Raw genomic sequence first — 12,810 nt, forward strand, 5'->3', positions numbered from 1 at the left:
CTATCGAACGGGTTATGAAGCTTTAACCGGCCGCGCGCTTGGTCAGGATCTCGAAGGCCGGCAGGGTCTTGCCTTCCAGCACCTCCAGGAAGGCGCCGCCCCCGGTGGAGATGTAGCCCACGTCCTGCTCGATGCCATATTTGGCAATCGCGGCCAGGGTGTCGCCCCCGCCGGCGATGCTGAAGGCGTCGCTGCCGGCAATCGCCCGGGCGATGGTCTCCGTGCCCTTGGCGAAGGCGTCGAACTCGAACACGCCCACCGGGCCGTTCCACACGATGGTGCCTGAGGCCTTGAGCTTGTCGGCCAGCTTGGCCGCCGTCTTGGGGCCGATGTCCAGGATCATGTCGTCCGGCTGCACGTCGGCCGCGGCCTTCACCGTGGCGGGCGCGTCGGCCTTGAACTCCTTGGCCACCACCACGTCCTCGGGGATGGGCACTTCCGCGCCGCGCACCTTCATCGCCTCGATCACCGCCTTGGCCTCGTTCAGCAGGTCGGCTTCCACCAGCGACTTGCCCACCGGCAGCCCGGCGGCCAGCATGAAGGTGTTGGCGATGCCGCCGCCGACGATCAGGCCGTCCACGTTGCGCGCCAGGCTTTGCAGGATGGTGAGCTTGGTGCTCACCTTGGAGCCGGCCACGATGGCCACCAGCGGCCGCTTGGGATGGGCCAGCGCCTTGGTGATCGCATCGATCTCGGCGGCCAGCAGCGGGCCGGCGCAGGCCACCTTGGCGAACTGCGCGATGCCGTAGGTGGAGGCTTCCGCGCGGTGGGCGGTGCCGAAGGCGTCATGCACGAAGATGTCGCACAGCGCCGCCATCTTCTTGGCCAGTTCCTCGTTGTTCTTCTTCTCGCCCTTGTTGAGGCGGCAGTTTTCCAGCAGCACCAGCTCGCCGGGCTTCACGTCCACGCCGTCGACCCAGTTGGACTTCAGCGCCACGTGGCGGCCCATCAGCTCGCCCAGGCGGTCGGCCACCGGCTGCAGCGAGTCGGCGGGCTTGAACTCGCCCTCGGTGGGGCGGCCGAGGTGGGAGGTGACCATCACCGCCGCGCCCGCCTTCAGCGCCAGCTCGATGCAGGGGATGGAGGCGCGGATGCGGGTGTCCTCGGTGATCGTGCCGCTGTCGTCCTGCGGCACGTTGAGGTCGGCGCGGATGAACACGCGCTGCCCGGCCACCTTGCCTTGGGCGACCAGGTCGGTAAAACGGATGACGTTCATGGGGCTGTGGGTCTGCGGTTGGGTGGACCCCGGATTCTAGGGAGTCACCAGCCCAGGCCCAGCCGCAGCGCCAGCATCACCGCGGTACCGGTGACGATGGTGCCCAGGATGCCGCGGCGCCAGAAGAAATAGGCGGTTGCGGCGGCCGCGGCATACAGGCGCGCGTCCTTGAACGTGTGGATCAGGTGGCCCTGGGTCATCACGACCTCCGGCACCACGATCGCCGCCATGGCGGCCAGCGGCGCATAACGCAGCGCCTGCTTCAGCCAGCGGGGCAATGGAACTTCCTTATCGGGGAACAGGAAGAAGGCGCGGGTGACGACCGTCACCGCCGCCATGCCGAGGATGGTGACGAAGGCTTCGACAAAGCTCATGTCCTGTCCTCCACCGGCCGCGGCGTGCGGGCGCTGTGGTCCAGCACCAGCCCGATCGCCACCGAGGCGGCCACCGCCACCAGGATGTTCAGCTTCAATGGCAGCCCGTAGGCCGCCACCGCGGCACAGCCGGCCACCGCGGCGGAGATCCAGGTGGCCTTGTCGGACAGCATCGAGTAGATGAGCCCCAGCAGCGCCACCGTGCCGGCGAAGCCGATGCCCCACTCCGTGGGGATCGAGTCCGCCGCGAAGATGCCGATCATCGAGGGCACCTGCCACGCCAGCCAGTTCACCGCCACGCCACCCAGGAAGTACGGCACCTGCTCCGGCGACGGCTGCGGGCGCGGAAAGCGCCGCATGAAGATCACGTAGTTGAGGTCGGCAGTGAAGTAGCTCAACGCCACCCGTTTGGCGCGCGGAAAGTGGCCGAAATACGGCCGCCATTGCGCGCTGAAGATGATGAAACGCAGGTTCACGCAGAAGGCGGTGGCCCACACCACCCAGATCGGCGCGCCGCTGGCGATCAGCGGCAGGGAGGCGAGCTGGGAGCTGCCGGCAAACACCAGCAGCGACATGGCCACCGCGAGTGGCACGCCCAGGCCGCTCTTGGTCATCGCCACGCCGGTCACCAGGCCCCAGGCCGCGATGCCCATGGCGGTGGCCACCATCTCCTGGGCGCCGCGGCGGAATTCCGGATGGCGCCAGACGGCTTGCGCCGGCGCCGGAGACAGTTCGGTCATCTGCCGGATTGTCCCGCGCGGCACCCGGTGGCGCTGGCGCGGGGTTACCGGCGCTCGTTCAGCGGCGGCTGACGCTGCCGCTGCCGGCGATCGAGGTCTTGAGCTGGGCGTCGCCGTGATAGATCACGTCGCCCGAGCCGGCGATGGAAACGCTCAGCGTCTTGTTGGCGGTGACGTCGGCATCGCCGCTGCCGGCAATGCCCACCGTCACGTCGTCGGCCTTCAGGCCTGCCATGCGCACGTCGCCGCTGCCGGCGATGCTCACCTTCACCCGGCTGGCGCTGCCGGCGGCGCTGATGTCGCCGCTGCCGGAGATGCTCACGGTCAGGTCGTCGGCCTGCAGGGAAGCCAGGCTGGCATCGGCGGAGCCGGCCAGGTTCAGCGCGAGCGAGGGTGTCTTCAGTGCCTCCACCCGCACGTCGCCCGAGCCCGCCGAAGCGATGGCTTTCAGCTGCACCACGTCCACGGTCACCACCATGTCGCTGTGGGTGCGGATGTTCTGGCCCTTCTTCACGCCCACCATCAGCGTGCGCCCGTGGCTGCCGCTTTCCACGGTGGTCTCGATCAGCGGCAGCAGGTTGTCGTCGGCGCGCACTTCCACCGCCTCGCGGCTGGCCTGGCGCACCACCAGCCGCACCGGCCCCCTGGCGGTGATGGCCTGGAAGTCGCTCAAGGGCCGGGTTTCACTGGCCGGCTTGCCGGAACCGACCACGCGGGCGCCGCCGCCCACGTTGATCTCCAGGGCGTGGGCAGGCAGGGTGGCTGCGGCGGCCAGCAGCAGGCCGGTACCGGCATGGCACAGGCGGGAAAACAAGGAAGTGGGGGCGGTCATGCGTGCTCCTCTGATGTCGAGGGCCGCAGCATGGCGGCGCCATGCCCGGGCGTCAGCTCGCGTGCGACGCACCGCCGCGCGAGGCGGACAGACGGTTGCTGCGTCGGTCCGAGCGGAGTCCTTCTCAGGAGTCGTGCTTCTTGGCGTCGGCCTTTTCGCCCTTGGCGGGCTTTTTCGGCGCCGGGTCTTCCACCGGCGCTTCGGCAGGCGCGCTGCGCGCTACCTCGGTGGGCGCGGTCAGCTGGGGCGACACCGCCTCGATCTTGTTCTCGCGCATGTAGTCGTTCATTTCCCGCCAGCCGGCAAACACCGCGGCCTTGTCGGCCTTGCGGTTGAGCGCGTAGCAGTCCTCGATCGCCCGGCCGGCGTGGCGGCAGGCGCCACCGATGGCCTTGCCCTCGGCCTCGCGCTGGGCGGCCACGGCGGTGCTGGACTCGATGCCCAGCATGTCGCAGCCAGCGAGCAATGCCGCAGCGACACCGACGAAGAGAAAGGAGCGCAACATGCACTGCATATCGGCCAGGGGCGGCGCCGCTTGAGGGCGGCCCTTGGGCGGCGCAACGCTTGTGGCGCCGCCGGCCGTGCGCTATCTGACGCCGCGCGCCGCCATCTCCAGCAGCCGTTCCACCCGTTCCTCGGTGGACGGATGGGTGGAGAACAGGCCCTTGAGCCCGCCACCCGACAGCGGGTTCATGATCATCATCTGCGCGGTGGCCGGGTTGCGCTCGGCTGCTTCCAGCGGAATGCCCTGGGCATACCGCTGGATCTTCTGCAGCGCGGCCGCCAACGCCTGCGGGTCGCCGGAGATCTCGGCGCCGCCGCGGTCGGCCTCGAACTCGCGCGCCCGACTGATCGCCATCTGGATCAGGCTGGCGGCGATGGGCGCCAGGATGGCGACCAGCAGGCCCACGATCGGATTCGCCGGCCGGCCTTCTTCGTCGCGACCACCGAAGATCATCGCGAAGTTGGCCAGCATGCCGATCGCACCCGCCATGGTGGCGCTGATGGTGGAGATGAGGATGTCGCGATGGCGCACGTGCGCGAGCTCATGCGCCATCACACCGCGCAGTTCGCGCTCGCTCAGCACCCGCAGGATGCCGGTGGTGGCGGCCACGGCCGCATGCTCCGGATTGCGGCCGGTGGCAAAGGCGTTGGGCGCGTCTTCCTGGATCAGGTACACGCGCGGCATCGGCAGCTGCGCCCGTTGTGCCAGCTCGCGCACCATGCGGTAGAACTGCGGCGCCGAGGTTTCGTCCACCTCCTGCGCGTTGTACATGCGCAGCACCAGCTGGTCGGAAAACCAGTAGCTGAAGACGTTCATCCCCAGCGCCAGCAACAGCGCGAACATCATCCCGGCCTTGCCGCCGATGAGCGCACCGATCGCCATGAACAGCGCGGTGATCGCCGCCATCAGCACGGCGGTCTTCATCAGATTGAACATGCAGTCTGCCCTCCAGAGCAGCATAGATGCGGCCGGGCGGCCGGAGTTCAATCGGCCAGGCGCTGCCCAGAGGCCAGCGGCCGGCCGTGCACGAACGCCTGCACCGGCTGTCGGCGGCCTCCGGGGCGCTGCAGTTCCAGCAGGTCCAGGCTGCCCTCGCCGCAGGCCACCGTCAGGCGCTGGGCGTCAGCGTGCACCAGGGTGCCGGGCTCGCCACCCGCGTCGGCGCGCAGCGCGGCACGCCAGAGCTTGATCGCATCGCCGCCCAGCTGGAAGCTCGCGCCGGGAAATGGATCGAACGCGCGCACGCGGCGTTCGATCACCGCGGCGGGCAGCGACCAGTCGATGGCCGCTTCGCTCTTGTCGATCTTGTGCGCGTAGCTCACGCCCTCCAGGGGCTGGGGCCTGCGCGGGAGGCCGCCGCAGGCCGCGGCTTCCAGCGCTTCGACGATCAGGCGCCCGCCCAGGGCCGCCAGCCGGTCGTGCAGGGTGCCGGTGGTGTCATCGGCGGCGATCTCGAGCGGCTCGACCAGCAACATGTCGCCGGTGTCCAGGCCGGCATCCATCTGCATGATGGTGATGCCGGTGCGCGTGTCACCGGCTTCGATCGCACGGTGGATAGGCGCCGCACCGCGCCAGCGTGGCAGCAGCGACGCATGGATGTTGAGGCAGCCCAGGCGCGGCAGGTCCAGCACCCACTGCGGCAGGATCAGCCCGTAGGCGGCCACGACCAGCACGTCCAGCCGTGCCTCCACCAGTTGCCGGCCGGCGGCTGCCGCGTCGTCGGGGTACTTGCCGTCCAGGCGCAGGCTGCGCGGCTGCAGCACCGGGATGGTGTGGGCCTGCGCCAGTTGCTTCACCGGCGAGGGCTGCAGCTTCATGCCGCGGCCGGCGGGCCGGTCAGGCTGGGTCAATACCAGGGGAACGGAAAACCGGGCCTCCAGCAGGCGCTGCAGCGCGACCGCCGCAAACTCCGGCGTACCGGCAAACCCGACGCGCATCAGGCGCGCCGCGCCGGCTGTTCTTCGCGCGCCTTCTTCAGCATCTTGGACTTGATGCGGTCGCGTTTAAGCGGGCTGAGGTACTCCACGAACACCTTGCCCACCAGGTGGTCCATCTCGTGCTGCACGCACACGGCCGTCAAGCCCTCGGCGTCGAATTCATACGGCTGGCCGTCGCGGCCGATGGCACGCACCCGCACCCGCGCGTGGCGCGGCACCTTGTCGTAGATCTGTGGCACCGACAGGCAGCCTTCGTCGCCCAGCATCATCTCTTCACTGCGCTCCAGCAGCTCGGGGTTGATCAGCACCCGCGGCTCGTCACGCGCCTCGGAGGTGTCCATCACGATCACGCGCTCATGCACGTCCACCTGCGTGGCGGCCAGGCCCACGCCATCGGCCGCGTACATGGTCTCGAGCATGTCGTCCACCAGTTGGCGGATGCGCTCGGTCACTTCGCCGACCGGTTTGGCCACCGTGTGAAGCCGCGGATCGGGGTATCGCAGGATGTGAAGAAGGGCCATGGTGATGCTGCGCGAGCGGGTCGGGAAACGTGCTGAAACATTGTGGGCGCGTGAGAACGCGCACCTGCGTGAAAGGCTTCGCATAAATCGCGCCTGCGCCCAAGTTTCGTTGCGATATCAAGGGTTTAGGGGCAGAATCTGCGAAACCGTATGAGCATTTTCGCCGAACTGCCGAGGGCAATTTCGGCAGCGCTTCAGAAACCATACAGGGCGAGATTTTGCCCGCCGCGCCGAGTTTCAAGCTCGCGGCTCTTACAACGCCCGGGAGACCCCCTTTGATGATGCGACGCCCGCCTTCCCGTGTTCGTGCAGTCCACGCCGTGGCCGCGGGCAGCGCCTCGGTGCTGATGTGGGCCCTGGCCGCACAACCGGCCGTCGCGGCCGGCAATTACCCCGTCACCCCCCAACAGCGCGCCACCGCGCAACAGGTGGCCCAGGCCGGCGTGCCGCTGTCCGAACTGGCGCCCAATGCGCCCGATTCGCACACCGTCAAGTCCGGCGACACGCTGTGGGACATCTCCAGGCTGTTCCTCAAGAGCCCGTGGCGCTGGCCCGAGCTGTGGGGCATGAACCTGGACCAGATCCGCAATCCGCACCTGATCTACCCGGGCCAGGTGCTGGTGCTGGAAAAGGTCGATGGCCGGGCCCGCCTGCGCCTGGCGGACGGCAGCGGCGGCACCACCGGCACGGTGAAACTGTCGCCTCGCATCCGCAGCGACCTGAACGAAAGCAACCCGATCTCGGGCGTGCCGCTGCACCTGATCCAGCCCTTCCTGAACGACGCGGTGGTGTTCGACACCGACGAGCTGGCCGCCGCACCGCGCATCGTCGCCGCGCAGGAAGGCCGTGTGATGCTGTCGCGTGGGGACACCGCCTATGTGCGTGGTGAACTCAACGGCCAGCGCGAGTTCCGCGTGTTCCGCACCGCCAAGCCGCTGCTGGACCCCACCACACGCGAGATCCTCGGCTACGAAGCGCCGTTTGTCGGCACCGCCGACTTCGTGCGTGCCGGCGGCACCACCGATGAAGCCGATGGTGGCAAGACCCGCGTGGTCCCGGACACCTTCGTGCTGAGCAGCATCCGCGAGGAAGTCGGCGTGGGCGACCGCCTGGCGCCCGTGCCGCCGCGCGACTTCAGCACCTACGCTCCGCATGCCCCCGGCGCGCCGATGTCCGGGCGCATCATCTCCATCTATGGCGACGCGCTGAACGCGGGCCAGAACCAGATCGTGGCGCTGAACCGCGGCGCGCGCGATGGGGTGGAACGTGGCCACGTGCTGGCCCTGTGGCGCAATGGCGCCGATGCGGTGGACCGCACCGACGGCTCGCGCACTGCGATGAAGCTGCCCGACGAGCGCCACGGCATGCTGTTCGTGTTCCGTGTGTTCGAGCGCGTGTCCTACGCGCTGATCCTGACGGTGCAGGAGCCGGTGAAGGCTGGCGACCGCTTCACCCAGCCCTGATCCAGGGCGCGGGTGTTGACGGCGATGCTCGCCGCCAGTGAACTGGCCGCCTGGCTGCGGCTGCTGCTGTCCGATGGCCTGGGCCGCACCAATGCGCGCCGGCTGCTCGCCGCCTTCGGCAGCCCCGAGGCCGTTTTCGAAGCGCCGCCGGCGGATCAGCGCGGCGTGGTGGGTGCGGCTGCCGATGCCCTGGCGCGGGAGCCGGACGACCTGCGCACGCAGTGCGCCGCCGTCGACGCATGGCTCGCCCTGGGCGGCGGGCGCAGCATCATCACCCTGGGTGACCCCGGCTACCCGCAAGCCTTGCTGGAAACGGCGGACCCACCGCTGCTGCTGTTCCTGCAAGGGCGCGCCGAGCTGCTGCAGGCGCCCAGCGTCGCCGTGGTCGGTAGCCGCAACGCCAGCCCGCAAGGCCTGGAGAACGCGCGAGCCTTCAGCGCCCATCTGAGCCGGGCAGGGCTGTGCGTGGTGTCCGGGCTGGCTGCCGGCATCGACGGTGCGGCCCATGAAGGCGGCCTCACTGGCCCCGGCAGCACGGTGGCGGTGGTCGGCACGGGCCTGGATCGCGTGTACCCCCAGCGCCATCGCCAGCTGGCCCACCGCATCGCCGCGGAAGGCTTGCTGGTGAGCGAATTCCCGCTCGGCACGCACCCGCTGGCGCAGAACTTCCCGATGCGCAACCGCATCATCGCGGGGCTGTCGCTGGGCACGCTCGTGGTGGAGGCTGCCGTCCAGTCCGGTTCGCTGATCACCGCCCGCCTGGCGGCCGAGATGGGCCGCGAGGTGTTTGCCATCCCCGGCTCCATCCACCAGCCGCAATCACGCGGCTGCCATGCGCTGCTCAAGCAGGGCGCAAAACTGGTGGAGAGTGGCGAGGACGTGCTGGAAGAGCTGCGCTTCACCGCGCCTGCCCCGGCGGCGCCCGATGCCGGCGGGCGGGACACCCCGCAGCACGAGGCGGACCCCGTGCTCGAAGCAATGGGCCACGACCCGGCCACCCTGGACACCCTGATCGCGCGCACCGGCATACCGGCGGCCACCCTCAACGTGCGGCTGCTGGAGCTGGAGCTGAACGGCCAGGTGGCGCGCCTGCCGGGTGCCCTCTTCCAGCGCCGTTTCGCCGGCTGATCCGCCGCCGGCCTGCCCTGCCGAAAGCGGGCCTTTTGCACCGCCGGGCACAAGAACCCTCAGGTATAGTGGGTCGCATGTTTGACGTGCTCGTCTACCTGTACGAAAACTACTGGCGGCCGGACGCCTGTCCGGACCACGACCAGCTGACGCGCAAGCTGTCCGCCGTGGGGTTCGAATCCGACGAGATCCAGGAGGCGCTGAGCTGGCTCGATGGCCTGGCCAGCGCAGCCGAGTCCTACGACGGCCAGCAGGGCCCGCTCAGCATGCGCGTCTACTCCGTGGGCGAGCAGGAGCTGCTGGGCGAAGAGTCCATCGGCTTCATCAGCTTCCTCGAGTCTGCCGGCGTGTTGCCGCCGCCCATGCGTGAGGTGGTGATCGACCGTGCCACCGCCATCTCCTCCGGCCCGCTGGAGCTGGAAGACCTGAAGATCATCGTGCTGATGGTGTTCTGGAGCCTGGGCGAGGAGCCCGATGCGCTGATCCTGGACGAACTTTTCGTCGACGTCGAGGACCGACTGATCCATTGATTGATTGTTGGCCCCCGCCGCCTGGCGGCGGCCCCCGTGGGGGCTCGAAACACGGCCGGGCAACCCGTCCGTGTTCCGCCCCTCCGCCATCACCGCCCCTGGCCGCTGCGCGGCCTGTCCCCAAGGGGGCCGGGTTGCCTCGGCAGGACCGTTGTGTGAGGTTCGGTCTGGTCAGTTCAGCAGGCGCGCGGGATCCACATCCAGTTTGGCCAGTGCCGTGCGCGTGGCGCGCACGGTGAGTGCCTCGTCCTGCGCCGGCAGCAGCAGGCCGGCCTGCAGGAACGCCGCCAAGCGCTGCTGTTGGAACAGCACGCAGCGGCCTTGGGCAGTGACAAACAGCGACAGCTGCTTGCGCAGGCCTTGCCATGCCAGCTGCACCGCCTCGTTGCGGCCGCGGTAGTCCAGCATGTACCAGGAACCGACCTGCAGCTCGCGCGCCCACGCGAGCATCGCAGGCGTGGGCATGGAGCCACCTTCGGCCACCACCTCCAGCTCCGAGCTTTCGTGGCCGGACAGGTCCAGCACCAGCGACTCGTCGATCTGCATCTCGGCGTCGGGCAGCAGCTCTTCCAGGGTTTCCAGGCGTTCCATCAGCTCTTCCAGCCGGTCCGATGGAATGACGGCCGACTTGGCGGTGAACGCCGCCGCCAGTGCGTTGTTGAGCGCATGGATCTGCTCGTCCTGCTTGTCCTGCGCCAGACCAGCCGACGCCATGCCTTCGCGCAAGGTCTTCAGCAGCGGCGGCAGGCGGCGAATCACCTCGGCACGCTCCTCCCGCGACACCTTGGCGCCCGCTGACCAGATGAGGTCCGTCGCCGCGCGTTTCATCGCCTTGGTGTCCTCGGACTGCGGCCCCGACTTCACCGCCGCCATCGCCAGCACGTCGGCCCACACCTGGAACAGGAACTGGCGCACGCCCTCCTGCACCGGCACGCCCTCGAGCATCTTGCGCAGCTCGATCGTGTACTGGATGGCCAGCGTTTCGCGCTGCTCCACCTGCTGCGCAAGCGACACGCCCTTGCGGGTGGCTTCGTTCTCGTTGCGGAAGTAGTGCTCCAGGAAACGCTCGAACTCGGTGAGCACGGTCTGGAACACGCGGCGCCCGGTGTCGGGGTAGGCCTCCACCACCTGCACCACGCGCTTGATCTCCTTCTCGAGCGCATCCCCCACCGCGCGGGCCGACGCGTCGAAGCCCATCACGCAGGCGCCCATGCGGTCGATCAGCCGCCGCGCCGGGTGGTCCACGGTGGCAAAGAAGTCGGGTTCGCCGATCGCCACACGCAACACCGGCATCTGCAGGCGCGCGAACCACACCCGCACCGTGGCGGGAATGCGCTCCTCGGTGAGGATGCTCTGGAACAGCAGCGCGACGATCTCGATGGTCGCGCGTTCGATCGGGGTTTCGGCCGCCTGCTTGAGCGCCCGCTTGCGCTGGTCCAGCTGCTGCAGCAGCGCCGGCGTGGTGATCTGCTCGGTGATCGGGCCGGTGTCGCGCAGCTGCTGCCGCATGCTGGTTTCGACCTGCGCGATCGCGGCGCGCAAGGCCGGCGAGGCGGGTTGTGCGCGCGCCGCGGTGTCGGCAAACGCGGGCAGCTGGCGCCCAATGAGGCGGTTGAGCCGGCCCAGCACGGCCTCGGCATGGTCGGGCATGCGGCCGAACCCCGGCGAGCGGGTCATCAACCGGGTTTCTTCCTGCACTGCAGTGGCCGCCGGGTCCTGGCCGGTGCCGGTCCAGCGCGAGGCAAAGGTGCCGGTGGGCTGGCCGCCAAAGCGGGTGGCGTCGCCCAGGCCGCCCTGGCCCGAGGGCGTAGCGCCGCTCTCGCGCGTGCGCCGGATCATCGGGCGCAGGTCCACCTCGGGCAGCACGCCCTGGGACATCAGCCAGCGATTGGTCTCGTGATAGGCCTCTTCGACCAGCAGCGACAGCTCTTCCTGCAGCGTCGCCTGCAGCTCGCGCCAGGCGTCCAGCGACAGGCCGGCGGCACGCCAGGCGTCGATGACGATGCGCGACATCACGTGGGCACGCAGCATGTCCTGCGGGTCCAGCTCCTCGCGCCGCTCCAGCACCGAGATGCGCGAGCGCAGGTCGGAGAACTCCCAGGAGGCGCGGTCCATGATGGCCAGGGACAGGCGCGAACTGAGGATCTCGCGCTCGATGGTGTCGTCGTCCACCAATGACAGGTCGCCCAGCACCTGGCGGCCCGGCGGCGGCAGGTCCGACGGCTTGGCAGCCGAGAGCCCATGGTTGAGCGCCCGCTGAAGGCCCTGCACGACGGCATGCTGCCAGGCGGCGATGGAGCGCTGGATTTCCTCTGCCACGTCGCGGCGGCGCTGGGCCACCGCGTGTTCGGCCGGCTTGCCGCGCAGTTCACGCGCGGCTTCGGCCAGGTGCCGCACCACGCCGCCCATGCCCTTGACCAGCTCTTCCGTATGGAGACGGCGTGCTTGTGTGGCCAGGGTCAAGGAGGCGGCGCTGGTCGCCATGAAGCTCAGGGGTCGGCGCCCTTCAGACGGAGTGCACCAACTCTACACCACGGCCCCGGCGTTGGGGTCGTTCGGATCGGCGGCCTTGCGCTCGCCAGCCTTGACCAGGTCCTCCCGCTTCACGCCCAGCCACATCGCGATGGCGGCGGCCACGAACACCGAGGAGTAGATGCCGAACAGGATGCCGATGGTCAGCGCGATCGCAAAGCCGTGCAGCGTGGGGCCGCCGAACACCAGCATGGAGACCACCATCATCTGGGTGCAGCCGTGGGTGATGATGGTGCGGCTGATGGTGCTGGTGATGGCGTGGTCGATCACCTGCACGGTCGTCATCTTGCGGTACTTGCGGAAGGCCTCGCGGATCCGGTCGAAGATGACGACCGATTCGTTCACCGAATAACCCAGCACGGCCAGCACCGCAGCCAGCACCGTGAGCGAGAACTCCCATTGGAAGAAGGCGAAGAAGCCGAGGATGATCACCACGTCGTGCAGGTTGGCGATGATGGCTGCCACCGCGAACTTCCACTCGAAGCGCATCGCCAGGTAAGCCATGATGCCGATCACGGTGACCAGCAGGGCCAGCGCGCCGTCGCGGGCGAGCTCGGCGCCGACGCTCGGGCCCACCGCCTCGCTGCGGCTGAAGGTGAGCGGCACGGCGCCCGCGGCCGTCTTGCAGGCCGGCCGGCTGATCGCTTCGCCCTTGGCGCTGGTGAACTGCTCGGTGCTCACCGTGCCACCTTCGGAGCGGCAGAGCTCGGCGAACACCCGGCCGGCCACCTCGGTGGGGTTGACGCCCTTGCGCACCGGCAGGCGCACCAGCACGTCGCGCGAGGTGCCGAAGTTCTGCACCTGCGATTCGCCCAGGCCGAGCGCGTCCACCGCGTGGCGCGCCTTCTCCAGGTCGGGCGCCTGCGCGTACTGCACTTCGGTGAGCGTGCCGCCGGTGAACTCCACCGACAGGTGCAGGCCCTTGGTGACCAGGAAGAACACCGCGGCCAGGAAGGTGACCAGCGACACGATGTTCAGCACCAGCGCATGGCGCATGAACGGGATGTCGCTCCGGATCCGGAAAAATTCCAT

The 12,810-nt window shown here is 69.1% G+C and carries 13 protein-coding genes; 3 read left to right on the forward strand and 10 right to left on the reverse strand.

What is annotated here, in order from left to right:
• Positions 1–22: 22 nt before the first annotated feature.
• The 8 genes from VPH43_RS14445 to def form a co-directional block, all read right to left on the reverse strand.
• Complete coding sequence (locus VPH43_RS14445) at positions 23–1,216, reverse strand: phosphoglycerate kinase (protein WP_328578423.1); 1,194 nt, start codon at positions 1,214–1,216, stop codon at positions 23–25.
• 44 nt (positions 1,217–1,260) lie between these two features.
• Complete coding sequence (locus VPH43_RS14450) at positions 1,261–1,590, reverse strand: AzlD domain-containing protein (RefSeq protein WP_328578424.1); 330 nt, start codon at positions 1,588–1,590, stop codon at positions 1,261–1,263.
• The gene (locus VPH43_RS14455) at positions 1,587–2,330 is read right to left on the reverse strand and encodes an AzlC family ABC transporter permease (RefSeq protein WP_328578425.1); all 744 of its coding nucleotides are present in this window, start codon (positions 2,328–2,330) and stop codon (positions 1,587–1,589) included. Before VPH43_RS14455 ends, VPH43_RS14450 begins: the two co-directional genes overlap by 4 nt.
• A 58-nt stretch (positions 2,331–2,388) precedes the next feature.
• Positions 2,389–3,162 (reverse strand): head GIN domain-containing protein, encoded by a 774-nt coding sequence (locus VPH43_RS14460; RefSeq protein ID WP_328578426.1) that lies wholly within the window; start codon positions 3,160–3,162, stop codon positions 2,389–2,391.
• 124 nt (positions 3,163–3,286) lie between these two features.
• Positions 3,287–3,667 (reverse strand): hypothetical protein, encoded by a 381-nt coding sequence (locus tag VPH43_RS14465; protein WP_328578427.1) that lies wholly within the window; start codon positions 3,665–3,667, stop codon positions 3,287–3,289.
• 81 nt (positions 3,668–3,748) lie between these two features.
• Positions 3,749–4,603: a zinc metalloprotease HtpX gene (htpX, locus tag VPH43_RS14470; protein WP_328578428.1), complete on the reverse strand. Its 855-nt coding sequence runs from the start codon at positions 4,601–4,603 to the stop codon at positions 3,749–3,751.
• Between the two features lie 47 nt (positions 4,604–4,650).
• Positions 4,651–5,604, reverse strand: a complete 954-nt coding sequence (gene fmt / locus VPH43_RS14475; RefSeq protein WP_328578429.1) for a methionyl-tRNA formyltransferase — start codon at positions 5,602–5,604, stop codon at positions 4,651–4,653.
• Positions 5,604–6,125 (reverse strand): peptide deformylase, encoded by a 522-nt coding sequence (gene def, locus VPH43_RS14480; RefSeq protein WP_328578430.1) that lies wholly within the window; start codon positions 6,123–6,125, stop codon positions 5,604–5,606. Before def ends, fmt begins: the two co-directional genes overlap by 1 nt.
• 278 nt (positions 6,126–6,403) lie before the next feature.
• On the opposite strand from def, the gene VPH43_RS14485 reads away from it, so the two are divergent.
• From VPH43_RS14485 to VPH43_RS14495, 3 genes are all read left to right on the forward strand, one after another.
• A complete protein-coding gene (locus VPH43_RS14485; RefSeq protein WP_442909291.1) occupies positions 6,404–7,588 on the forward strand; it encodes a LysM peptidoglycan-binding domain-containing protein in 1,185 nt (394 codons plus the stop codon).
• Between the two features lie 24 nt (positions 7,589–7,612).
• Positions 7,613–8,716: a DNA-processing protein DprA gene (dprA, locus tag VPH43_RS14490; protein WP_328578671.1), complete on the forward strand. Its 1,104-nt coding sequence runs from the start codon at positions 7,613–7,615 to the stop codon at positions 8,714–8,716.
• A gap of 77 nt (positions 8,717–8,793) precedes the next feature.
• Complete coding sequence (locus VPH43_RS14495; protein WP_328578431.1) at positions 8,794–9,246, forward strand: DUF494 family protein; 453 nt, start codon at positions 8,794–8,796, stop codon at positions 9,244–9,246.
• Between the two features lie 171 nt (positions 9,247–9,417).
• Here VPH43_RS14495 and VPH43_RS14500 read toward each other — a convergent pair whose 3' ends face one another.
• Both VPH43_RS14500 and secF read right to left on the reverse strand, forming a co-directional pair.
• Complete coding sequence (locus tag VPH43_RS14500; protein WP_328578432.1) at positions 9,418–11,730, reverse strand: DUF1631 family protein; 2,313 nt, start codon at positions 11,728–11,730, stop codon at positions 9,418–9,420.
• Positions 11,731–11,772: 42 nt separating this feature from the next.
• Complete coding sequence (gene secF / locus VPH43_RS14505) at positions 11,773–12,810, reverse strand: protein translocase subunit SecF (RefSeq protein ID WP_328578433.1); 1,038 nt, start codon at positions 12,808–12,810, stop codon at positions 11,773–11,775.

It is taken from the genome of Ideonella sp. BN130291, assembly GCF_036231905.1.
Lineage (GTDB): Bacteria > Pseudomonadota > Gammaproteobacteria > Burkholderiales > Burkholderiaceae_C > CAMLIZ01.